The organism is Maribacter corallii, from assembly GCF_047345415.1.
Classification (GTDB): Bacteria; Bacteroidota; Bacteroidia; order Flavobacteriales; family Flavobacteriaceae; genus Maribacter_C.
On record NZ_JBLFEP010000005.1, the window covers coordinates 468,897 to 493,327 of the forward strand.

A 24,431-nucleotide genomic window follows, 5' to 3' on the forward strand; every position below is an offset into this window, starting at 1 on the left:
AAGGAAAGTGATAAAGTATCAATATCAGTGACCGAGCGTTGCCATCTTTATCGCGGCAATGGCAGCTTCAACCCCCTTATTACCATGCTTACCCCCACTCCGGTCTTGCGCCTGCTGTAGGGTATTATCGGTGAGCACACAAAATATAACAGGTATGTCGGTTTGGGTGTTGAGATCCATGATACCTTGGGCGGTGGCACTGCACACAAAATCAAAGTGTTTGGTCTCCCCTTGAATAACACTTCCAATAGCGATAACGGCATCCACTTTTTCCGAAACCAACAGTTTTTTACATCCATACGGCAATTCGAAACTACCGGGCACGTTCCAGCGGATGACATTGTCGGTAACCGCACCACAGTCGATGAGTGCATCAAGGGCACCATGGTAAAGTCCTTCCGTGATTTCCGAATTCCATTCAGAAACAACGATCCCAAATCGAAGGTCCTTCGCATTTGGGATCGTTGCTTTATCGTAAATCGATAAATTTTTATTTTCGGTAGCCATTAGTTTCCGCTTTTGGCCATCCCGATAAAGGCATCTATCGTTCGCGCCTCGTCAGAGGAAGCAAAGTCATTCTTGATTCGCTCAAACCATTGTAGCGCCTTGTCATTCTGGTTCAATTCCATTGCCGTAACCCCCCCTTTATAAAGAAATCGCGGAGTAGTATATTCATTATCACTGTGCGCGATGGCCTTTTCATAGTATCCTAGTGCATCTTCGGGCTGCCCCAACTGCATAAACGCATCGCCCAATCCACCTTTGGCCAAGGCACCTAAAACAGCATCATCCGAAGAGAAATCCTCAAGGTGACCGATAGCCTCTTCGTATTGTTGCATGTTCAAATACGCCATTCCCGCCGAATAATTGGCTAAGTTTGCGGCTTTGGTTCCACTGTATTCATCGATGATATCCAAGAACCCGTACTTTCCTTCCGCCCCGTTCAAGGCAAGGTTGTATAGGGAATCCTTTGCGGCTTCATTACTCAAAGCCTGATCGAAATATTGTTGTGGATAGTACATTTCATTGGCTGCACTTGCTTCTTTTGGATTCTGTACGAACTGCATATAGGCCAAGTAGCCCAAAACGCCTACAGCGATAACACCAATAATACCTAAAATGTAATTTTGGTTTTTGGAGACCCATTCCTCACTCCTCGAAGCGCTCTCATCAAGGGTACTAAAGACCTCGGCAGTTGTACTTCCCTGTTCATCCAACAGTTGTTCTTCTACCTTGTTTTTGGGTTTGAACCCCCTTTTTTTGTATGTAGCCATCACTATTTTTATTGGTCGCGCAAAAATAAAGGTTTTATTGAAATCCTGAGGGGTATTTATTCGTTATTTTTCGATATTTTGCGAGTCTTCCATCTACAAAAAATAAAATCCCACTGTTTTCGGAATGCTTTTAAGGAACCTATCGCTTATCAACTACAAGAATTTTGAATCGAAAGATTTTGAGTTCGATGCCAAGATCAACTGTTTTGTGGGTGCCAATGGCATTGGGAAGACAAATGTGTTGGATGCGATATATCACCTTTCTTTGGGGAAGAGCTATTTCAACCCGGTGGCAACACAGAACATTCGCTATCACCAAGACTTTTTCGTTATCGACGGCACTTTCGAAAAAAAAGACCGTGAAGAGAAAGTAGTCTGCAGTTTTAAGAAGGGGAACAAAAAAATCATCAAGCGAAATGGAAAGGCGTACGAACGGATCTCCGACCACATTGGTCTTTTGCCCCTGGTCATCATCTCGCCTGCTGATCGTGACCTGATTACTGAAGGCAGTGATACCCGACGAAAATTCATGGATGGGGTCATTTCACAATCCGATAAAAAATACCTGCAAGACCTTATCAAATACAATAAGGTGCTTTCGCAGCGCAACTCGCTATTAAAATATTTTGCTGCGAACCAGACGTTCGATGCCACCACTCTGGCCGTTTACAATGAACAACTTACGGAATTTGGTACCGCGATCTTTGAAAAACGGGCGAAGTTCATGGAAGCCTTTATCCCTATTTTCAAATCGCAGTATGAAGTCATTTCCGGCGGAAATGAAACCGTTTCATTGACCTATCAAAGTAAGCTTTTTGACCATTCGCTTTTAGACCTTTTGGAAAAGAACATCGAACGTGACAGGGCTCTGCAGTATTCCAGTGTAGGGATCCATAAAGACGATCTGGCTTTCGCCATAGCCGAACACCCGATTAAAAAATTCGGAAGTCAAGGACAACAGAAATCCTTTTTGATCGCGTTAAAATTAGCGCAATTCCACTTCATGAAGGTCCAAGCAGGAACGACGCCGATATTGCTGTTGGATGATATTTTTGACAAACTCGATGAAAATCGGGTCGCCCATATTATCGCGTTGGTGGATAATGCCGAATTCGGCCAGATCTTCATCAGCGATACGCATGCCGAGCGCACCGAAAATGTGGTCAAAACAATCCATCAAACCTATAAAATATTTAAATTGTAGCTTCATGAGAGTAGTCCTGTTCATGCTTATATTGCTCGTTGGATGTCACCCTGAAATCTCTGGGGAAGCACTCCACCAGCTGAACGGATATTGGGAAATCGAAAAAGTCACCTTTCCGAATGGGCAGACCAAGGATTTCATGGCAAGTACGACAATTGACTATATCGAAGTTAAGGATAGGGCTGGTTTTCGAAAAAAAGTGCAACCCAAGTTCGACGGTACGTTCGAAACCTCTAACGATGCGGAATTATTCAAGATCATATCGAATGGAAACAGCTTTCAATTCGAGTATACAGGAAGTTCGGAAACCCGGATGGAGAACCTCATCGAACTTTCCGCAGATCGCTTCTCGGTCACCAATCGAGATACGTTGACCTATACCTATAAACGCTATCAACCTATGAATCTGGAGCAGTAATGGCGAAAAGAAAAAACAACAATCTCAATATGGGGGAAGCCCTACAAGCGTTCATCAAGGCCAACAAACTTGAAAAAGGGATGGATCGCGTCAACGTCAAGGAGGCTTGGGTGAAACTAATGGGCAACGGGGTGAACAATTATACTACTGGGGTAGAGCTGCGTAACGAAACACTCTTTGTTTCCCTTTCCTCCTCCGTTTTGCGGGAAGAACTCAGTCACGGCAATTCTAAAATCGTCACTATGCTCAATGAGGAGCTAGGGAAAGAATTGATCAAAAAACTGGTGTTGCGCTAGTTTTTTAAAGTCCTTTAATAAAAAAACCCAATGCCACTGCGCATTGGGTTTTATATTTTATTCCAGTAACAGCCTAGTAGATCTCTCTACCTGAAAAATGAAATGCTCCTTCGATTCCGGCATTTTCATCACTATCGGAACCATGAACGGCATTCTCTGCGATATCCGTAGCATACATTTTGCGAATGGTACCTTCCGCAGCTTCCGCCGGATTGGTCGCTCCGATCAACGCTCGGAAATCTTCCACGGCATTGTCTTTTTCAAGGATAGCCGAAACGATAGGACCGCGGGTCATAAATTGAACAAGCTCTCCAAAAAATGGACGTTCTTTATGAATCGCATAAAACTCCTCGGCATCCCGACGGCTTAATTGGGTATATTTCATTGCTACGATCTTAAAACCAGCGGAAGTAATCTTATCCAAAATTCCTCCAATGTGTCCGTTTTCGACAGCATCCGGTTTAATCATCGTAAAAGTTCTGTTTGTCGTCATCTTTCAAAATTTTGTGCAAAAATAACCTTTATTTGAAAACCCGCAATGTTTAATAGGATTGTTCCAACCGAGAGAAAACCACACCATCATCCCCAACCATCATAAAATTGACGGTGTTGGTAAAAAAATTGAAGCGCACTAGACCGAAACTTTCCGTACTGATGACGGACCCTACACGAAACGGATTGGGTTCACCATGGAATTTTGAATAAGCATGGGTAAGACCGCTACTCGTAAAATCGATAATCGGATACTCCAATTCATCAACGGTGGTTTTCGAGAATTCGGAAATATGACGATCACCGGATAAGAAGAGAACGCCTCGGGCTTTAGAGTCAGTGATCAAATTCTTCAGCCGGTCGACCTCATGCGGAAAATTCCCCCAACATTCAAAACCGTGCTCATTGGACAAAAATTGAATACTACTCACGATAACATTGAAGTTCGCCTTAGAGTCTTTTAAAGTCGTCTCAAGCCAATTCCATTGAGCCTCACCGAGTACGGAACCTTGACCATAAACATTCGGCTTGACTCTTTTGTCCGTTTCCGTATCAGGGGTAAGGGCGGTTCTAAAGTAGCGGGTATCCAAGACAAGCACCTTAATGCTACCGAAAGGCAGATGATAGTCATGGCTGGTATATACACCTTCCTGTAGTCTACGGGGACTATCTTGCGGGACTTCCATGAAATCCAAAAATTCTGCCTGACTTCCCTTTTTCGCTTCGAACTCCACTCCCCCGTCATTTACACCATAATCATGATCATCCCAAGTTCCGATAACAGGAATGCTTTTTTTCATTTTTTTATATCCCGGCACGGCATTTTGAATAGTATAATCTCGACGCAATTGCTCCATATCATCCGTATCGGCATAAACATTATCTCCACCCCAAATCCAAACGTCGGGTTCCAAGGCCAGGACATCATCCCAAAGCAGGTTCTTCAACTCGCTTTTATTACAAGAGCCAAAAGCTATCGTAAAATCAGGGGTTTCGGCGGCACCCGCCGCTGGCTTTTTAACGGAAGTACACGCACTGAGAAGTAAAAGAGCCCCAACAGGTACAATTATTTTCATAGGACAAAGCGGATATCGATTCGACAAAAATAGCCTTTTCAAATTTACGCGGGTGTTATATTATCGTATCTTTGCGCGCATGAATTCGACAAGCGTAGAGGCACTTAAAGCGCTCCTTGCAGTACCGCAACAGATTGTAATCGTTCCGCATAAGAATCCTGACGGCGACGCGATCGGCTCCACCTTGGCGCTTTGGCACTACCTCAGCGATTTAGGTCAACAGGCCGTTGTTATAGCGCCGAACGACTATCCGAAATTCTTGAAATGGATGCCGGGCAATGAGCATATCCTAAACTTTGAAAAAGAGAATTCTCAAGCGAAAGAAGCAATCGATAAGGCGACCGTGATTTTCACACTGGATTTCAACCATCTGGGCAGAATTGGTCAAATGCAAGGGGTATTGGAAAAAAAAGAGGCAACGTTCGTCATGATCGATCATCACCAGGCGCCATCCGATTATGCACAAATCGTTTATTCGGATACCCAAATGAGCTCAACTTGTGAAATGGTATACAATGTCATTGAACTTTTAGGGGGGCAAGGTAAGTTGACTCCACAAATGGCAAATTGTCTCTATACCGGTATCATGACCGATACAGGATCGTTCAAATTTCCGTCCACGACGAGCAGAACCCATCAAGTAGTGGCCAAACTCATTGAAAAAGGGGCCGAAAATACCAAAATTCATAACCATATATACGATACCAATTCACCAAGTCGTTTGCATCTTTTGGGCTGTGCCCTAAAAAATATGGTGATTCTACCCGACTACAGAACGGCTTATATCACCCTATCGCAAAGTGAATTGGATGCTTTTGATTACCAAAAAGGGGATACCGAAGGTTTCGTGAATTATGGCCTGACCCTGGAGAACATTCGTTTTGCCGTCATTTTTATCGAGAACGCGGACGAGGCCATTATCAAGATTTCCTTTCGTTCCGAGGGAAGTTTCTCGGTAAACGAATTTGCACGAACCCATTTCAATGGAGGGGGCCATACGAATGCGGCTGGAGGAAGAAGTAACCTTAATATGCAAGAAACCATCACCTATTTCGTTTCCCTTTTAGAACAGTATAAAGATAAATTGGACGCATGAGAACTTTTGGCTATTTCATCCTATTGTTAGGTTTGTTGAGTTGTCAGGGGCCCGAACCGCGGAGACCAGTCAAACAGAATACCGGCAGCAGTTTTAAAGCCTCCATCGAACGTACACGGGCACTACTGGCAAAAGAGGAACAACTCATACAGGATATCATGGCCAAAGATTCCGTTCATAACTATATACAAAGCACTACGGGTTCTTGGTATTATTATAATGTAAAGGACGAAGCCAGTACCAAAACGGTAGGCCCAGCCGATAAGGTCACCTTGACCTACAATGTTGTGACCTTTGCCGACGATACGATATATCGCATGAAAGATATCGGTATTCGCCAGTTCAGAGCCGATAAACTAGACCTGTTCCCCGGTCTTAGAAACAGTGTTCCCCTACTCAAGGAAAATGAAACCGCGACCTTTTTGTTCCCGTCATCCTTAGCCTACGGCTACCATGGGGACGATAATAAAATAGGGACCAACGTGCCATTAAAATCCACCTTGACCCTCTTAAAAATCGAAAAACAACAAGACAGTATCCAAAATTAAATATCATAAAATGAAGAAAGCGTATTTAGTACTATGTCTCATAGGCATTGTTTTAGCAAGTTGCACCTCAAGTAAACGTGCCGATTTGGGTGATGGCCTTTTTGCGGACATCAAAACCTCTAAAGGCGATATCATTGTCAAGTTAGCGCATGAGCAGACGCCTGTTACCGTAGCGAACTTTGTGTCACTAGCAGAAGGAAAGAATCCTTTTGTAGATGAAAAATACAAAGACAAACCCTACTATAATGGTATTATCTTTCATAGGGTCATCAAAGACTTTATGATCCAAGGGGGCGATCCTGATGGAACCGGAAGAGGAAACCCGGGTTATAAATTCATGGACGAGACCAACGATTCTTTGGTTCATGACAAAAAAGGAATTCTGTCCATGGCCAACGCTGGCCCAGGGACGAACGGTAGCCAATTTTTCATTACCCATAAAGAAACCCCTTTCCTCAATGGGCGTCATACGGTTTTTGGAGCCGTGGTCGAAGGCCTAAGCGTAGTTGACTCTATCGCGAATGTCGAAACAGGCACAGGTGACAAACCGGTGGTCGATGTCGTTATGAACACGGTCGAGATCATCCGAAACGGAAAAGAAGCCCGTAAGTTCGACGCCGTAGCGGTGATGACCGATTATTTTGCCAAAGAGGGCGAACGTTTGGCTGCAGAAGAAAAAGCGAATGCCGAGCGAGAAGCCGTAGCCCAAGAAGAGCGTGCTGCCTTAGCTGCTGTCATTCCCACCGAAAAGGGAAAAGCGAAAGAATTGCCTTCAGGCCTCCGGATCTTGAGCTTGAAGGAAGGAAAAGGCGAAAAACCTAAAATTGGACAACAGGTCTTGGTGATGTATGCCGGCTTTTTGGAGAACGGTTCTTTATTCGATAGCAACTATGAGGAAATCGCCCGGAAGTACAACAAGTACGATGACCGCAGAGCGCAAGGTGGAGGGTATCGTCCCATTCCAATGGTCTACAGCTCAGAAGCCCAACTCATTGCCGGATTTAAGGAGGCCCTAATGACGATGAAAGTAGGAGATAAAATTCGTGTTTTCATCCCTCCACATTTAGGATATGGCGAACAAGGAAGCCGAAATGTGATTCCACCCAACGCCGACCTTGTTTTTGATTTGGAAATTGCCGGTATCGCCCAATAACCGAAATCAACATATAAAAATTAGAATAAAACCCGCTTGAGCGGGTTTTTTCATTAATTTGAATTCCGAGTACCACTTATACCACAAACGTGTAGGACAGATTTCGTATGAAAAAATCAATAGTTCAAGTTTTTTGCGCTCTGTGTATGTTGCTTATCGGCTGTTCGAATTCCGAAGCTACCGTACCGATTGAGGAACCTCTTGTAACCCAAGATCCAAAGCAAGAGAACACTGATGTTGAGCCGCTCAGCGCGGTGGATACCCATGGACAGCTACAGGTTTCAGGAAAGCACCTAGTCGATAAAAACGGAACGGTCATACAACTTCGTGGTATGTCACTCTCTTGGAGTCAATGGTGGCCCCAATTCTATACCCCTGAGGTAGTCAAATGGCTCAAAGATGACTTTCAGGTCAATATTGTCAGGGCATCCATGGGAATTGAAGATCCTGGGGGATACCTGGAAAATAAGGCAGGGGAAAAGGCAAAAATTTTCACGGTTATCGATGCCGCCATTGAAGAAGGGCTCTATGTCATTGTGGATTGGCACAGTCATCATGCACAAGATTACATAGACGAAGCCCTAGTCTTTTTTGCCGAGGTCGCCCAAAAATATGGCGATCGACCAAATATCATCTATGAAACGTACAATGAGCCCTTAGACACCGTTTCATGGACCGATACCTTGAAACCGTATCATGAGACTATTACCTCCGAAATCAGGACGCATGATCCCGATAACATCATCATTGCCGGAACACGTTCGTGGTCACAGCGCGTCGACGAGGTCATCGGAAACCGCCTTTCCGATTCCAATACCCTATATACCTTACATTATTATGCGGCATCGCACAAGCAAGAACTACGTACGATTGCACAAAACGCCTTGGACGCCGGCATTCCCCTTTTCGTTACCGAATATGGGGTTACTGAATATACCGGGGACGGATTTGTTGATGTTGCCGAAGCCCAAATCTGGTGGGACTTTCTAGACGATAACCAAATCTCATGGTGTAACTGGTCTATTGCGGACAAGGAAGAGAGCTCGGCAGCGGTAAAACCAGGTGCCAGTGGCAATGGCAGCTGGCCACTTGACATGTTGACGCCATCAGGACTCTTGGTCCGGGAAGAAATTCGATCGAAAAATCCCGAATACGGGGGATAGTCCATTTACCGACCTTTAAGTTTTTAAAACGTATCGGTTACAAGAATGCTGTTCATCGATTTTTTGGATTTTAGACTGCCGTTCGTCTAAAAATAATACTAGTGAACTATATCCTCCGTTAGAGCAATTCATAAAAATCTAAAGCCCTACTTATGAATTGGTACCTAAAAGTAATCTCGCAATATGCGGATTTTAGTGGTCGAGCACGACGCAAGGAATATTGGATGTTCTTTCTTTTTAACATGATTTTCGCCTATGGCCTTCAAATTTTAGCCTTTGCCGCGGAAGTTCCCGCCCTACTCTTTTTAGCGGTCATTTATAGCTTCGCTGTCTTAATACCCAGTTTGGCCGTTGGGGTTCGACGGATGCACGATGTCGGTAAAAGCGGGTGGTACCTACTGATTCCGATCTATTCGTTCATTCTGGCGGTAACGGAAGGTGACCAAGGAGACAATACCTATGGAACTGACCCCAAGCAAACGCAGGATGTGAAATTGCAAAAAGTATAATCTCAAATACAACTATTGGAAGGGAGCGGTACGATCAACCGCTCCTTTTTATTTTTTAGGACTATCGGCCAATACGGCTTTCAAGAAGGTCCAGAATTTTTGAACCGAAGAGATTTGTACACATTCATCAGGCGAATGGGCCCCATGTATCGTAGGACCAAAACTGATCATGTCAATATCGGGATAGTTTTGCCCTAGAATACCACATTCAAGGCCCGCATGACAGGCGACTACCCTAGGTTCGGCGGTAAAAAGACGTTTATACGTTGTCTCGAGGAGTTTTAAAATCTCCGAATTCGGATTCGGATTCCAACCCGGATAGGCCCCACTAAAAGTAACGGCATAGCCTCCCAGTTCAAAAGCCGATTGTAGGGCTTGAGCCAGGTCCATTTTTGAAGACTGCCTAGAAGAGCGGGTCAAACAGCTCACCTTAATGGCCCCATCCGAAACCTTTACCCGCGCAATATTGTTGGATGTTTCGACCAAATCGGGAATCGTAGCACTCATTGCATACACCCCATTGTGCGCTGCGTAGATACTTCTCAAAAGATCACGGGCTTTTGTGGGCTCCATAGTAAAGTCAAATGGCGCAATCGGCTGCAACGCTATTTGCAAGTCTGGTTCTGTTGCCGAAAGTTCGCTTTTCAGAATAGTCACCCAGCCTTGAAAAGCTTCCTGAAAACCATCGTTTGTCTGATTTACGGCCAAGGTAGCTGCGCTTTCCCTAGGAATAGCATTGCGAAGACCTCCCCCATCGATTTCCGAGATATCGGCATCGAATTCAAAGACACTATGATATAACAAGCGGTTCATTAATTTGTTCGCATTGCCCAGACCTTTATGGATATCCATTCCGCTATGCCCTCCTTTCAATCCCGTTATACGGATTTCATAACATTGATACTCAGGTCTTACCCCTTGCAAATGGTATTCACCCACAGCGGTAATATCAATTCCCCCCGCACATCCGATATCGATTTCATCATCTTCCTCCGTATCGAGGTTTAAGAGGACCTCACCTTGTAACAGTCCGGCTTCAAGTCCCATCGCCCCGGTCATCCCAGTTTCCTCATCGATGGTAAACAAAGCCTCCAAAGGGGGGTGTGGAATATCGATACTTTGCAACAAGGCCATAATTGCGGCCACGCCCATCCCATTATCGGCACCCAAAGTAGTGCCCTCGGCCCTGACCCAGTCTCCATCCACGACCATAGCGATACCCTGGGTATCGAAATCAAAAACCGTTTCCGTATTCTTCTGATGTACCATATCAAGGTGCGACTGTAGCGTTACCATTTTTCGATCTTCCATACCTGCCGTGGCCGGTTTGCGAATGATAACATTGCCTACCGCATCCGAAAAAGTCTCCAATTTTAAAGACCCTCCAAAATCCAACATAAATTGAATTACGCGTTCCTCTTTTTTAGAAGGACGTGGTACGGCATTTAAATCCGCAAAACAGTTCCAGATCGCTGTGGGTTCGAGAGCCCTTACTTCTATGCTCATAGAGATGTTTAATTTTTCCTAAAAATACGGCCTCAAAAATTAGCATGGTAGTTTATTGGTTATTTTTGGTCTCATGCTGATTACCAAAGAACCTTTAAAGAATACGCTGCGCAATGGTATTGCCCTGAGTATCATTCCACAGATCGCGATCATCAGTTGGTTAAGCGGTCATCCTGAAGTCGTGGAACGCTACTACAGCACAGGACTTTACCCGTGGATCAGTACCTTTTTCAGAACACTTTTCGGATGGATTCCCTTCTCCATTGGTGAAATTGTGTATACACTTTTGATCATACTCGGTGTTCGGTATCTTATCAGGAATAGAAAAAAAATCAAGGCGAACAAGCTGGCTTTCCTGCGCGATGTCGTCTTGGTCTTATCCATTTTCTACTTTACCTTTCATTTGGTCTGGGGACTCAATTATTATCGGGAACCCATAGCACGGCAATTCGACATTGAAACCGAAGCCACCTACGAAGAGATCAGGGTATTGACGGAGTCTCTGGTCAAAAAAACCAATGCACTGCAAGTTCAACTCACTGGCGATTCTACGGCAATTGTACAAGTGCCCTATACCCGAAACGAGGTATTTGACAAAACAGTGGCCAATTATTCGCGCATGAGCCAACAAATGCCCTTGCTAGATTATCCCAGACCGAGTATCAAGAAATCGATGTACAGTATCCTCTCCAGTTATATGGGCATTGGCGGATATTTGAATCCGTTTACGAATGAGGCGCAGGTCAACAGAAAGACGCCTTTATTTCGGTTTCCGGTGGTCAGTGGCCATGAAATCGGACATCAAGTGGGATATTCCGCCGAGAACGAAACCAATTTCATCGGCTATTATGTCACCGTAAAAAACGAGGACCCCTATTTTCAATATTCGGCCTATGCCTATGCGCTTAGTCATTGTTTGAATGCCCTGCACCGCAGCGATGAAGCTGCCTCAAAAGCCTTGTACGAAAAGCTCAACCTGGGGGTCATCAAAAACTATCGGGAACTACGGGAGTTTCATGAGTCGTATGAAAATCCATTCGAGCCGATATTCAAATCGATATTCAGTACCTTTCTCAAAGCGAACAATCAAAAAGATGGTATCAAAAGCTATGGCAAAGTGGTCAATCTACTCGTCGGCTTTCACCAGCGCTTCCCATTGTAGGCGTTCGTTTCGCGGACAAAAAAAGAATTCGGGCCGAGGATTCCAAATTTACCTTCGCCAGCTACTTCCGAATTCGTAATTCTAGTGTTAAAATAATCCCAACGCCTCTAAAAATCCCTACACTTCCCTTACATTTAAGAGGACTAATTAATCAACTTTACAAAAATGAACAGGAGACTCTTCGCACTCGCCTTTCTATGGTGTAGTGCAGCCCTATTTTCACAAGATTACTTTCCGGAAAATAGTGGTGTAAAATCAAAAAACAACAATTATACGGCTTTCACCAATGCCAAAATCTTTGTCACTCCCACCCAGATTATAGACGGGGGTACTTTGCTTATTCAAGATGGCATTGTAAAGCAAGTGGGCAAATCGGTTACCTTGCCTAAGAATACGGTGATGGTTGACCTCAAAGGGTACTCCATCTACCCTTCGTTTATCGATGTGTATTCGAAATTTGGCGTCGAACAGCCCAAAAAAAAGCCGGGTGGAGGAAGAACGGCCCAGTATGATTCAAATAGAGAAGGCTTTTACTGGAACGATCACGTGATGCCCGAAAATGATGCCATACAAAAATTCAAATATGACGATGAGAAGGCCAAGGCCCTTCGCAAAGCAGGTTTCGGCGTGGTCAATTCGCATATTCACGATGGAGTGGTTCGCGGTACCGGTGTCTTGGTCGCCCTGAACGGAAAAGAATCCGATGCCGAACGTATCCTCGACGATACTTCGGCCCAATACCTCTCTTTTTCAAGGAGTATCATCAAAAACCAATCGTATCCCACCTCGCTGATGGGTTCGATGGCCCTTTTGCGACAACTGTACTCCGACGCCAAATGGTATGCTGCCGGTAATTCGGATACCAAAGACCGATCTTTGGAAGCGTTGAACGAAAACAAAAACCTTGTGCAGATTTTTGAGGCAAAGGACAAAGGCCATGCATTACGCGCGGATAAAATCGGTGATGCCAATGGTATACAATATGTCATCTTAGGTGGCGGAAATGAATATGAACGCATTGCCGAGATCAAAAGCACTAATGCCAAGTTCATCCTTCCCCTGAACTTTCCCGATGCCTATGATGTTTCCGATCCTATTGCCGCTTCCTATGTGAATTTGAAGGATATGCGCAAATGGAACCAAGCGCCCTCCAATCCAAAGGTGATGGCGGACAATGGTATTCCATTTTCCTTTACTCTTTATGACTTGAAATCTCCGGACAAACTCAAGGAAAAATTGATGAAGGCGATTGCCTATGGGCTTACCAAAACCAAGGCCCTTGAGGCCCTGACCACGGTACCGGCCTCGATTCTCGGCAAGTCAAATACCGTTGGTTCCCTACAGACGGGGCGCCAAGCCAACTTCTTGGTGACCTCGGGCGATATTTTTGACAAAGGAACGATCTTACACGAAAATTGGGTTCAAGGACAAAAGAACGTCATCAATGATATGAGCCAAAAAGACATTCGCGGCACATATGATCTTTCCGCTGGCGGTATGACGTACACTGTGGTGATTTCCGGGGAAAGTAGCAAACCGAAAATCGAGGTCAAACAAGATACCAACAAATTGAAGTCGAAAATCAGCTATGCGAATGGCTGGGTATCCTTTTCCTTTGCGACGGATGAAGGGAAAAAGAATTATCGGATGGCGGGCTTGGTCGATGGCGCTTCGGATAACCTGAAAGGAAAGCTCACCTTGCCGAATGGAAATGAATCGACTTTTACGGCGGTAAAAACCGCTGCCTTTTCAGAAGATAAGAAAGAAGATGAAAAGGATCAGAACGCTCCAAAACTGATGGCCGTAACCTACCCCAATGTCGGTTTTGGCTTTACGACAGCACCACAATCAGAGCACCTGCTCTTTAAAAATGCTACCGTATGGACCGGCGAAGCAGACGGTATTCTGCAAAATACCGATGTCGTAATCAAGGACGGAAAGATAACCAAGATCGGGCAGAACCTATCTGCTGGCCGCGCACAAGTCATCGATGCTACTGGCAAACACTTGACAGCAGGAGTCATAGACGAACATACGCATATCGCTGCCTTGGCCATTAATGAAGCCGGGCACAATTCTACGGCGGAAGTCAAAATGGAAGATGTGGTCGACAATGAAGACATTGATATTTACCGTCAATTGGCGGGTGGGGTGACCTCGGCACAATTACTACATGGCTCGGCCAATCCTATTGGTGGACGCTCGGCCATCTTGAAATTGAAATGGGGTGAATCGCCCGAAAATATGATCTATAGCAACTCCCCAAAATTTATCAAATTCGCCCTGGGGGAAAACGTGAAGCAGAGCAACTGGCAAAGTTTTTCAAGATTTCCGCAAACGCGTATGGGTGTTGAACAGGTGTTCATGAATTACTTTCAACGGGCGAAGGAGTATGATATAAAAAAGAAAAGCGGTCAGCCGTATCGGTATGATGAGGAATTGGAAGTACTCGCCGAGATTTTAAACGGGGAGCGGTTTATCAGCTGTCATAGTTATGTACAGAGTGAAATCAACATGATGATGAAGGTCGCCGAAAAATTTAATTTTAGGTTGAACACCTTCACTCACATTTTAGAAGGGTACAAAGTCGCCGATAAAATGAAGGAACATGGCGCCGGTGCCGGAACTTTCAGTGACTGGTGGGCCTATAAGTATGAGGTTAAGGATGCCATACCCTACAATGCCGCCATTATGAACAAGGTCGGAGTAACCGTCGCTATCAATAGTGATGATGCCGAAATGGCGCGCCGATTGAATCAAGAGGCAGGCAAAACGGTCAAATACGGTGGCGTAAGCGAAGAAGACGCCTGGAAAATGGTGACCATCAATCCTGCGAAATTATTGCATATCGATGACCGTGTAGGCAGTATCAAGGAAGGAAAGGATGCCGATCTGGTCTTATGGAGCGACCATCCGCTTTCGGTCTATGCCAAATCGGAAAAAACGATTATTGAAGGGGTCACCTATTTCGATCTCAAAAAGGACCAACAAATGCGGGAAGCCATAAAAAAAGAGCGTAGTCAGCTCATCGATATGATGCTGAAAGAGAAAGCAGGCGGTGGAAAAATGCAGGGGCCGAAAATGAGCAAAAAGGAACGCATGACCTGTGAAAGTTTGTAAAATGCAAACTCAGATTCAAATGCAAATTCAAATTCAAAACTGAAATACAATTCGCTTCGCTCTCAACGCGAAACGACACTAAAATAATGATCATGAATATTATAAAAAATACACTCAGCGTGCTCCTCCTAATGACAGGGATGTTCGTCTGGGCACAACAAACCCCTGCAGGGGCCCAAACAGAGGCCATTACTATCACCGGGGTTACGGCCCATATCGGTGACGGTACGGTCGTTGAAAACTGTACTATCGTTTTTGAAGCGGGCAAGATTACGGCCCTCGGTTCTGGGGAAACCACCAAAGGTCAAATTATCGATGCTACAGGAAAACACGTTTACCCCGGGTTCATTGCGCCGAGCAAGCAATTGGGCTTGCAAGAAATCAATGCCGTTCGCGCCAGTAACGACTCTGACGAAATCGGCGATATCATTCCCCATGTACGGAGTCTGATCGCTTATGACGCAGAATCGAAAGTGGTCGAAAGTATGCGCCCCAATGGCATCTTGATCGGACAGATCACCCCAAAGGGCGGACGAATTTCGGGTACCTCCTCCATCGTACAATTCGATGCCTGGAACTGGGAGGATGCTGCCATCAAAGTCGATGATGGCATTCATTTAAATTGGCCCTCAAGCTTTAGAAGAGGCCGATGGTGGATGGGCGAACCCCGAGGCTTACGTCCAAACAAAGACTATCAAAAACAAGTCGGTGAGGTAGAAACCTTTATGCAAAATGCAGCCGCCTATAGTGATGGAGGCACCAAGGAATTAAATCCCGCCTTTTCCGCAATGCAAGGTGTCTTCAATGGAACGCAGCGCTTGTATGTTTATGCCGATGGTGAGCGTGAAATTATCGATGGTATTACCCTTGCAAAAAAGTCAGGGGCGAAATCGATTGTCTTGGTCGGTGGGTACCATGCCTATAAAGTGACCGATTTTCTCAAGGAGCATGATATTCCCGTACTCGTACAGTATACGCATAACACCCCGGAATTCGATGATGACGATTACGACTTGCCCTATAAACTTCCTAAGCTGTTGATGGACGCCGGATTGCTCGTCGCTATCCAAAATGGAAACGCAAGTAACTTCCAGACCCGTAACCTGCCGTTCTATGCCGGACAGGTCGTCGGACAAGGACTGGATCGGGAAAAAGCTATACAATTGATTTCGGGCAATACCGCAAAAATTTTGGGCATCGACGATAGCCATGGCACTTTGGCCGTGGGGAAAAGTGCTACCCTCTTTGTTTCCGAGGGAGATGCCCTTGATATGCGCACCAATGTATTGAGCCATGCCTTTATCGATGGCCGTGCCATTTCCTTAGAAACCCATCAAACCGAACTTTGGAAACGCTATAGCGAAAAATACGAAGGAGAATAAGTCCAAAAACCATCCCTATGTTCAAAAAGTTCGCGTTACTCGTTTTTCTTTGTTTCGGTTTCAATGCCCTAGCGCAAAACGGAAAGAATCCTTCTTTTGAGGAGATTATTTCGTTACAATCACGTTCCAGCGCCGTCATATCGCCCGATGGAAAAAACGTGGTTTTCGAGACCCAATCAGTGGATTGGAAGGAAAATCGGTATGATCGAGAATTATGGATTTCCAAAGAAGGGCAAGCGCCTTTTCAATTGACCAATACTCCTAAAGGTAGTAGTCGAAGTGCGAAATGGTCACCCGATGGGAAATGGATCGCTTTCACAGCAAAACGTGGAGAGCATACCCAATTACATGCCATTCGATCGGCTGGGGGCGAAGCGCTGTCCATTACCCGTACAGAACAGAATGTTTCCGATTTTGAATGGTCGCCCGATGGCACAAAAATCGCCTTTTTACAATCTGAGGACAGCAAAAAGGAGCAGGATAAAAGAAAGGACAAATACGGAGGATACGCCGTAGAAGACGCAGAATATGACATAGATCAGCTATGGGTCGTTGATTTTCATGCTGATGAATTGCAGCAATGGCCCCTACCCGACCAATTAAAGGATTCGCTCTATACCGAAAAGCGCAAAGCTACATTGCTAATGGATAGCACCACTTTCTCGGTCAATAGTTTTAAATGGTCACCTGACGGGAAAAAAGTAGCCATCGAACATCAGCCCGACCCGCTCATCAATACGTTCTTTAAAGCGGATATTTCTCTTTATGACCTCGAGTCCAAATCACTAAAAACCTTGGTTAAGAACCGTAGTTATGATGGACTCATCGATTGGTCTCCAGACGGAAAATCGATTTTGTACGGTAGTAGTCTGGATGATACGACCAGTAATTATTACAAAAACGGCAAGTTCTTCATTATTGATAGTGACGGCTCGAACAACCGACAAATTGCCCAAGGTTTTGACGAAGACCTCTTTGCCCTGCAATGGAACACCAAAGGTATTTTTGCCCTATCCTGGCAAAAAACCTTACGGAGGCTAATTCAAATCGATCCACAGAACGGAAATACCCAAATTGTTTCGGAAACCCCAGAGCGCATTTGGAACTATTCATTTTCCGATGAGGGTACCAAAATTGCCTTTACGGCAAGCAATGATACCGATCTGACCGAAGTCTATACCGCCGACTTTCCGTTCACGGGAGTCCAAAAATTGACTTCCTCCTCGGCCCAAATCGCGGAATGGGCCACGGCCAAAAGTGAGGTTATCCAATGGAAAAGCAAGGACGGGGCAATCATTGAGGGGGTCTTGCACAAACCCCAAGATTACGACCCGAATAAGAAATACCCCTTGTTGGTCATCATACACGGAGGCCCCACCGGAATATCTACACCCGGCCCCGTGCCTTCGTATGTGTATCCGATGGTGCAATGGTTGAACAAAGGTGCTTTGATCTTACGGCCCAACTATCGGGGATCGGCCGGGTACGGTGAAAAGTTCCGTTCGCTCAATGTAAAGAATTTGGGTGTGGGTGATGCCTGGGATGTACTTTCCGGGGTCGGTCATTTAGAAAAACAGGGGCTCATTGATGGTAACAAAGTGGCCTCCATGGGTTGGAGTCAAGGCGGGTACATCTCCGCGTTTTTGACCACGAATTCCGATAAGTTCAAGGCAATTTCCGTAGGTGCCGGAATCAGTAATTGGATGACATACTATGTCAATACGGATATCCATCCATTTACCCGGCAGTATTTGAAGTCCACCCCTTGGTCCGATAAAAAGCTATACGAAAAGACCTCACCCATGACCAATATCAATAAGGCAGTGACCCCTACCCTGATCCAGCATGGGGAAAATGACAGAAGGGTGCCCATTGCCAACGCCTATGAGTTATATCAAGGTTTACAGGACATTGGGGTAGAAACCAAATTCATTATCTACAAAGGCTTTGGGCATGGTATTAACAAACCCAAGGAGCGCTTGGCGGCCACCTGGCACAACTGGCAATGGTTCGGAAAATATATCTGGGGAGAGGACATTGAAATTCCGATGAAGTAGTCTTTTTTCAGAATGAGGCCCCACCCTTGATAATGATTTGCATTTAAGTTTTCACAGGCACCATGACCCTACTCCTACCTAAAATACCCCTCGACACCCTAACAGAAAAAGAATTGGCGCTCTACCACAATCTAGATAACCAACCCTATGGACCAGACCTAGCGGACCAGGTAGCCGAGAAGTTACGCCTTCCCAAGTATCAAGATTCGGGACTCTTTCACTCTCATCGGGACTATTGTGGCTTAGGGTTTTTCTATGACCAAGAGCAGTATACTATGGGAGTCGTCCACGACGGCTATAGCCCTGGAAAACCCATCGTTACTTTTGAAGACCAACAGGAATTCACTACCTGGTTAGCCAACGAAAATAATCAAAACATGGCACTATTCGGAGAGAAATTCAATAACCAAACCATCACCCGAGTCCGACTAAAATGGTTTTTAGAAGAGACCTATTCCCCCGTCTGGAACGACTTCTGTCGCTATGTTAGAAATAATTCAGAATTATGAACTGCTAATTCTGATATTCCAAATAAGAAACTCCAAATTCCAAGTCTCTAGCTTTGCGCTTTGCGCCGCACGCTATTCGCTTTACGCATTTCTCATTACCCATTACTATTCACTTATTGCTCATTGCTCTTGTTCATTGTTCATTGCCAACTGCCAACTGCCAACTCTAAAATTCTGAAATTCCAAATAACAAATTCCAAGTCTCAGGTGTTTCGTCATGCGCATAATGCTTTACGCTTTACGCCGTACCCAAACCTATTCTGAAGTAAGAATTCAACATTCTAAACTGATTACTGCTCATTGTTAATTGACCATTGTTAACTGCTAACTCTAAAATTCTGAAATTCCAAATAACAAATTCCACGTCTCAGGTGTTTCGTTAAGCGCATAACGCTTCACGCCCTGCGCTTTACGCCGTACCCAAACCTATTCTGAAGTAAGAATTCAACATTCTAAACTGATTACTGCTCATTGCTAATTGACCAGTGTTAACTGCCAACTGTCAACTTTAAATCAATATTTTATAACTTAGGAGAGCAACTCTTGGAACACAGCTGAATAACAGGTGCCTTAGGAGTTCTAAAACTAGTTATGGGTTCGATATCACGAAAGACTTTTTTAACTCAAACGAGTATGCTCAGCACGTCATTGGTATTGGGACAGGGCTATGATCTTTTCTCCCCATCTGGTCGCCCTGCTCCAGCGGAAGGCGTTGTTGTGGATACGCCTCTCAAAGATGAGGATCTCTTTGCCTATATCCAGCGTAAACAGGGGAAATTCGACTTGACTTGCTACCGGCAATTGATCGGTGCCGCCAATGCTTTCAAGGAAGGGGACCAAACCTTAGGTGTTGCGGCGAAGGATGCAACTTCTCGCGCGAATGCACGTACATTGCTAGCGGCCACCAAACTGGGCGATTTGAATCGCATCTTGGTCTTTCAAGATGGTATTTCCGACCTGATTAACCAAAAGACCTTGAGACAAGAAACTACCCAAAACTGGACAGTGGGAGAACTCAAACAATACGTATTGACCTCTCCTGAAGAAGATATTAAGAACATCATACCCAGTCTGACCAGTGATACTATAGGATGTCTGGTGAAGCTAATGAGCAATGATGAATTGATTGTGGTAGGGCAAAAAGTATTCAACCCGCTTCCGAACAGTCAGATTGGGAGCAAAGGGTACCTCAGCGCACGGGTACAGCCCAATTCACCTACGGATCATCCTGAGGATATTGCCTGGCAGGTTTTCGATGCTTGGTCGTATGCTGTTGGGGATTTATTGCTCGGTACGAATCCGGTGTCAAGCGAACCCAAATCCGTAGCAAAAATCGAGGCGACCTTATTTGATATTATTACCACATTTCGCCTACAGGACACCTTGCCCAACTGTGTATTGTCGCATATTGATGTACAGGCGCAGGCGGAGGGTTTACAGCCCGGCACCACCGGTATCTGGTTTCAAAGTTTAGCGGGGACCGAGGCCGCCAACCAGACTTTTGATGTGACGCTAGATAAGATGTTCGCTCATATGAGCCAGCGACATGGGCGTTATGGACTCTATGCGGAAACCGGGCAAGGAGCCGATTTCACCAATGGCCATGGGGCCGGATTTGATATGGTACTCCATGAGGCCCGGAAATATGGTTTTGTGCGAGCGCTACAGCAACAGCTTTCCAAGGAAAAAACGCCTGAAAAAACCCCTTGGGTCTTTTTGAACGACGTAGCAGGATTCATTGGCCCCGAAGTATTTCGAACTAAGGAACAATTGGTGCGTTGCTGTTTGGAAGATACGATCATGGGCAAATTACACGGACTGACCATTGGTCTTGACATCTGCTCTACCCTACATATGGATGTCACCCTTGACGATCTCGATTGGTGTATTGCACAAGTGATGCCTGCCAATCCTGCGTACTTGATGGCCCTGCCCACCAAAAACGACCCCATGCTCAGTTATCTGACTACTGCATTTAGCGACCATGTCAGGATCCGGGAGCAATTCGGCTATAAGGTCAACGATGCGATGTGGGACTTTTTTAAACAAATTGAAATACTGGATGCCCAGGGCCGTCCTACAGAGCACTTCGGCGATCCCATTTGGGTCTATTACCAGTACTGTCTCGCAAAACGGGATCCACGGAGCAAAGAGGATATCTACGCAGAAGGCCAAAAATGTATCGCGCGTATTCGTAAAAGAGGGGTACCCATCACAGAAGGCCATGGACAACAGCTATGGGATTTACTACCTGAGCTAGATGCGGAAGTCCATAGGTTATACGAAGACGCCAAAGTCAGTTTATGGACCGAATTGGACCCTGTCTTTACGGCTGCGATTCCTGCTTCGGTAGCTCTCCGTACCCAATCGGAAGATCGTAAGGACTATGTCTACCATCCCGAAAGTGGAGAAAAATTGGCAGCACAGGCCTTAAAGACCTTACGCGAGCTCAGAACCAACTGGGGTGCTACGATTCCCGATGTGCAAATCATCATCTCGGACGGACTGAACCCTAGGGCCCTTATGGACAAGGGGCACCTCACCCCCTTTTTAAACGGACTTCAAAAAGCGTTACAAGAAAACCAATATGCCCTAAGTGACCAGACCCTGGTCATTCAACATGGACGCGTACGGGCTGGCTACGCTTGTGGGGAGACCTTGTTCGGAAACGCCAACACGCAACGTCAAAAAGGAATTATCCATATCATAGGCGAACGTCCCGGATCGGGCCATCATAATTTCTCCGCCTACTTGACCGTCGCCGCCCCCAGCACCTGGGGACAAACCGGGCAAGTCGATCATGATATTTCACGGGTCATCTCCGGCATCTCCGACACCGCCCTACCTCCAGAGCAAGCCGTTACGGATACCCTTCGGGTGTTTCAGCAATTGTATACAATGATTTGATGAAACTGTCTGATGTCTGATGATAGAAAAAGTCAACTTTGCACTATGAATTCAGAATTGTTCATTGCTCATTGTTAATTGATCATTGCCCACCGCTAACTGATAGTTGTTCACTGCTAATTGTTCAATGCCAACTGCGACTCGAACAAATTACCTAGTAATGGGTATGTTCCCAAGTTATCCTGAAGTATAACTTACCCCCAAATCTGAAATCATATTGAAAATTGATACAAGCTGGTAGTCAAGGTGGAAAACACTAGTAACTATCTCACGCGTCATAAGGTTTTAGAAGGGTCCTTTTTTTAAATCAAACCTAAGACTAACGTTAGGCTACCCGATCAAAAAAATTAAGTATGAAAAACAAAACCATATCCAGTGTTGTTAGTGTTTTGATTATCCTAATCTGGGGACTGGTTGCAGGATATTTATGTATTGGAAGTCTGACCCTGATCGATGCCACGGAAAAGGTAAGAATCGTTGAACGAAAAATTGAACAGAGCATTGTAAATGAGATTACGTTGAAAGGAAAAGATGTCGATGACCTCATCACAAGGTTGAATGCCCAAGGTTCAAAAAAGAAGCTCTCCTTCGAAGACCAACAAGCCATAAGAGACTTAAATCATGTGCACTGGTACTATAGCTTTCCCGGATTCTCCTATATCACCTTTATAACCATTTTACCCTACATGGCGCTATTGTTTTTAGGTGCTGGCGCAGGTGGAACGCTAGGAAGTGTGGCCAGAATGATTATAGACCATGCAAGAAATGTAAGACCTATTCGAGAATCAAAGTTTCTTTCCTTTCCGTTACTCGGTTTTTTTATGGGTATCATGGTTTTGGCGATTTCATATGTGATTCCAACTATTTTTATAAAAGGGCAAAGTTCATTGAATATAGCTTCAATTGTCTTGATAAGCTTTTTTGCAGGAGTATTCAGTGATGGATTTTATGAAAAAATACAGTTGTTAATTCAAAAGTTTTTTAAATGAAAATTGCAAAATAATGACATTAGTTATCACGCTGGTCTCCGCTAGCGCCAATTTGTAACTGGTGCCCTTCTGACATAGATTTCGCGGGTATGCCGCAGCACGAAACTTATCCAAATTAGTTCTCGGGTTTGGTACAACTAATCCTCCAAAACGGAAACACCACCGTTTCCAAAGGATCTACCCATTCGCCGATCCATTGATACCCTGACTTGGAAATATCGTAAAAGGTCAAACGGGAAAAGCCATCCATACCATTGGGGGCTCTTTGGGGTTTGTATAAGACAATTTTACCGTCTTCTTTTTTGGTACCCTCCCATGAAGACAAGCTCGGCGTGGCACTGGCGGAGGTATAGTAATGTACATACCATTTTAGACTATCGGCATTGAACTGTCGAATGCTGCCCGAATGAATTTCATCGGCCTTGATCGTCTCATCTTGAATAGCGGTGCCGTTCATGATATATTTGAAGGTCCAGGTCATCGCAATAGGTTCTGCCCAGGTGCCATCTGGGTTTTTGCGTTCCGAAATGCACGCACATTCACCGATCAACGGCTTAAAATCATCCAATTGTTCAGGTGCATCGGGGTTTCGAAGTCCAAAGGGGTTTTCGGCTGAAGGCTCATAGTCATGCTGAGCATAGCTTAGGGTAGTTAATAGTATAAAAAATAACGTAGCTAGTGTTTTCATAAAATTGGTTTTGAACTTGTACTTGAATTTGAGCTTGCATTTGAGTTTGTATTTGAAAGCTCGAGGCGTACGGGATAAAGCGAAAACAGTTGAACCTGAGCTTGAGCTTGAACTTGAGTTTATATTTACATCCCCTAAAAAGTACAAAAACATAGGCTAAGTCGTTTATTTTTAACACCTGGAACCTTCTTGCCCTGAGCGGTAATACACTTAATAAATCATTCCAACTGTAACATCAATACCATTTCCGCTACCAATAGATCAAACCACCAATCAAAAAACCCATGGACGCTTATTTCGACGTTTTCTTCGACTATGTACGTTTGCTTGTTGCTATCCCTGAGGGAGATCAGGCCATTTGCCGTACGTATTTTAAACCGATACAGGTACCCAAGGATACCATCATTTCCCCGGCAGGGAAAATCCCCGAATACCACAACTTTATCGTATCGGGCTTTATGCGCAACTACTATACGGATGAAAGCGGGCAGGAAATCACGACCGACTTGAATGACGGTCCGCGCTTCTTTACCTCATACGATGCCTTTATTCACCGCAAGCCCTCCAAGGAAAACCTGCAATGCATCACCGATTGTGAACTCCTTCAAATCTCACGGGATGATGTGGACGTCACGGCCCAATTGGGAGAGACCCAACAAGACTACACGGTACAGATCCTACAACAGCAATTGGAGAAAAACAAGCAACGTGCGGTAGACCTCACTACCCTTTCCGCGGAACAACGTTACCTCAAATTGCTCCTGGAATATCCGACCATTATACAGCACATTCCCCTCAAACACATCGCTTCTTATCTGGGAATCAATCCAGGGAGTTTAAGTCGTATCCGAAAAGATTTGGGATAATCCAGCAGTACCGATT

General features: G+C 45.0%; 22 protein-coding genes. 16 read left to right on the top strand and 6 right to left on the bottom strand.

All coding sequences use genetic code 11. From position 1 onward, the window contains the following. Positions 1–24: 24 nt before the first annotated feature. Together ribH and ACKWCA_RS19455 are read right to left on the bottom strand one after the other, a co-directional pair. Positions 25–507, bottom strand: coding sequence for a 6,7-dimethyl-8-ribityllumazine synthase (gene ribH / locus ACKWCA_RS19450; protein WP_413979901.1), 483 nt, complete (start codon positions 505–507; stop codon positions 25–27). After that, positions 507–1,274, bottom strand: a complete 768-nt coding sequence (locus ACKWCA_RS19455; protein WP_413979902.1) for a tetratricopeptide repeat protein — start codon at positions 1,272–1,274, stop codon at positions 507–509. Before ACKWCA_RS19455 ends, ribH begins: the two co-directional genes overlap by 1 nt. A 124-nt stretch (positions 1,275–1,398) precedes the next feature. Here ACKWCA_RS19455 and recF point away from each other — a divergent pair, with 124 nt between their 5' ends. Genes recF through ACKWCA_RS19470 form a run of 3 tightly spaced genes read left to right on the top strand, consistent with a single transcriptional unit; the run spans position 1,399 to position 3,192 of the window. Further along, positions 1,399–2,478 carry a DNA replication/repair protein RecF gene (recF, locus tag ACKWCA_RS19460; RefSeq protein ID WP_413979903.1) on the top strand — a complete coding sequence of 360 codons (1,080 nt, stop codon included), beginning with the start codon at positions 1,399–1,401 and terminating at the stop codon, positions 2,476–2,478. 4 nt (positions 2,479–2,482) lie between these two features. Continuing rightward, positions 2,483–2,896 (top strand): lipocalin-like domain-containing protein, encoded by a 414-nt coding sequence (locus tag ACKWCA_RS19465; protein WP_413979904.1) that lies wholly within the window; start codon positions 2,483–2,485, stop codon positions 2,894–2,896. Next, positions 2,896–3,192: a DciA family protein gene (locus ACKWCA_RS19470; protein WP_413979905.1), complete on the top strand. Its 297-nt coding sequence runs from the start codon at positions 2,896–2,898 to the stop codon at positions 3,190–3,192. The genes ACKWCA_RS19465 and ACKWCA_RS19470 overlap by 1 nt, the downstream gene beginning before the upstream one ends. A 73-nt stretch (positions 3,193–3,265) precedes the next feature. Here the strand turns inward: ACKWCA_RS19470 and ACKWCA_RS19475 are convergent, their stop codons facing one another. Together ACKWCA_RS19475 and ACKWCA_RS19480 are read right to left on the bottom strand one after the other, a co-directional pair. Then, on the bottom strand, positions 3,266–3,685 hold the full coding sequence (locus ACKWCA_RS19475) for a nucleoside-diphosphate kinase (RefSeq protein ID WP_413979906.1): 420 nt from the start codon (positions 3,683–3,685) through the stop codon (positions 3,266–3,268). Positions 3,686–3,734: 49 nt separating this feature from the next. Beyond that, positions 3,735–4,760, bottom strand: coding sequence for an alkaline phosphatase D family protein (locus ACKWCA_RS19480; RefSeq protein WP_413979907.1), 1,026 nt, complete (start codon positions 4,758–4,760; stop codon positions 3,735–3,737). Positions 4,761–4,839: 79 nt separating this feature from the next. Between ACKWCA_RS19480 and ACKWCA_RS19485 the strand changes: the two genes are divergently transcribed. The 5 genes from ACKWCA_RS19485 (at position 4,840) to ACKWCA_RS19505 (ending at position 9,229) form a co-directional block, all read left to right on the top strand. Then, positions 4,840–5,856 carry a DHH family phosphoesterase gene (locus ACKWCA_RS19485; protein WP_413979908.1) on the top strand — a complete coding sequence of 339 codons (1,017 nt, stop codon included), beginning with the start codon at positions 4,840–4,842 and terminating at the stop codon, positions 5,854–5,856. Next, the gene (gene gldI / locus ACKWCA_RS19490) at positions 5,853–6,404 is read left to right on the top strand and encodes a gliding motility-associated peptidyl-prolyl isomerase GldI (RefSeq protein WP_413979909.1); all 552 of its coding nucleotides are present in this window, start codon (positions 5,853–5,855) and stop codon (positions 6,402–6,404) included. The genes ACKWCA_RS19485 and gldI overlap by 4 nt, the downstream gene beginning before the upstream one ends. A 10-nt stretch (positions 6,405–6,414) precedes the next feature. Continuing rightward, positions 6,415–7,557: a peptidylprolyl isomerase gene (locus ACKWCA_RS19495; protein WP_413979910.1), complete on the top strand. Its 1,143-nt coding sequence runs from the start codon at positions 6,415–6,417 to the stop codon at positions 7,555–7,557. A 107-nt stretch (positions 7,558–7,664) separates the two neighbouring features. Continuing rightward, the gene (locus ACKWCA_RS19500; protein ID WP_413979911.1) at positions 7,665–8,720 is read left to right on the top strand and encodes a glycoside hydrolase family 5 protein; all 1,056 of its coding nucleotides are present in this window, start codon (positions 7,665–7,667) and stop codon (positions 8,718–8,720) included. A 152-nt stretch (positions 8,721–8,872) separates the two neighbouring features. Continuing rightward, positions 8,873–9,229 (top strand): DUF805 domain-containing protein, encoded by a 357-nt coding sequence (locus ACKWCA_RS19505; RefSeq protein WP_413979912.1) that lies wholly within the window; start codon positions 8,873–8,875, stop codon positions 9,227–9,229. A 48-nt stretch (positions 9,230–9,277) separates the two neighbouring features. Here ACKWCA_RS19505 and ACKWCA_RS19510 read toward each other — a convergent pair whose 3' ends face one another. Beyond that, entirely contained in the window at positions 9,278–10,735 is a 1,458-nt protein-coding gene (locus tag ACKWCA_RS19510) for an aminoacyl-histidine dipeptidase (RefSeq protein ID WP_413979913.1), read from the bottom strand. Between the two features lie 73 nt (positions 10,736–10,808). Here ACKWCA_RS19510 and ACKWCA_RS19515 point away from each other — a divergent pair, with 73 nt between their 5' ends. From ACKWCA_RS19515 to ACKWCA_RS19545, 7 genes are all read left to right on the top strand, one after another. Next, positions 10,809–11,897: a DUF3810 domain-containing protein gene (locus ACKWCA_RS19515; RefSeq protein WP_413979914.1), complete on the top strand. Its 1,089-nt coding sequence runs from the start codon at positions 10,809–10,811 to the stop codon at positions 11,895–11,897. 165 nt (positions 11,898–12,062) lie between these two features. Further along, positions 12,063–15,017, top strand: coding sequence for an amidohydrolase family protein (locus ACKWCA_RS19520; RefSeq protein WP_413979915.1), 2,955 nt, complete (start codon positions 12,063–12,065; stop codon positions 15,015–15,017). Positions 15,018–15,109: 92 nt separating this feature from the next. Beyond that, complete coding sequence (locus ACKWCA_RS19525; protein WP_413979916.1) at positions 15,110–16,399, top strand: amidohydrolase family protein; 1,290 nt, start codon at positions 15,110–15,112, stop codon at positions 16,397–16,399. A 17-nt stretch (positions 16,400–16,416) separates the two neighbouring features. Then, on the top strand, positions 16,417–18,456 hold the full coding sequence (locus ACKWCA_RS19530) for a S9 family peptidase (protein ID WP_413979917.1): 2,040 nt from the start codon (positions 16,417–16,419) through the stop codon (positions 18,454–18,456). 62 nt (positions 18,457–18,518) lie between these two features. Further along, positions 18,519–18,965 carry a hypothetical protein gene (locus tag ACKWCA_RS19535; RefSeq protein ID WP_413979918.1) on the top strand — a complete coding sequence of 149 codons (447 nt, stop codon included), beginning with the start codon at positions 18,519–18,521 and terminating at the stop codon, positions 18,963–18,965. Between the two features lie 633 nt (positions 18,966–19,598). Further along, positions 19,599–21,872 (top strand): ethanolamine ammonia-lyase subunit EutB, encoded by a 2,274-nt coding sequence (gene eutB / locus ACKWCA_RS19540; protein WP_413979919.1) that lies wholly within the window; start codon positions 19,599–19,601, stop codon positions 21,870–21,872. Between the two features lie 353 nt (positions 21,873–22,225). Beyond that, entirely contained in the window at positions 22,226–22,861 is a 636-nt protein-coding gene (locus ACKWCA_RS19545; protein WP_413979920.1) for a hypothetical protein, read from the top strand. A 115-nt stretch (positions 22,862–22,976) separates the two neighbouring features. On the opposite strand, the gene ACKWCA_RS19550 is transcribed toward ACKWCA_RS19545, so the two are convergent. Next, positions 22,977–23,549 carry a hypothetical protein gene (locus ACKWCA_RS19550; protein WP_413979921.1) on the bottom strand — a complete coding sequence of 191 codons (573 nt, stop codon included), beginning with the start codon at positions 23,547–23,549 and terminating at the stop codon, positions 22,977–22,979. Between the two features lie 284 nt (positions 23,550–23,833). On the opposite strand from ACKWCA_RS19550, the gene ACKWCA_RS19555 reads away from it, so the two are divergent. Continuing rightward, positions 23,834–24,415 carry a Crp/Fnr family transcriptional regulator gene (locus ACKWCA_RS19555; protein WP_413979922.1) on the top strand — a complete coding sequence of 194 codons (582 nt, stop codon included), beginning with the start codon at positions 23,834–23,836 and terminating at the stop codon, positions 24,413–24,415. The last annotated feature ends 16 nt before the right edge of the window (positions 24,416–24,431 follow it).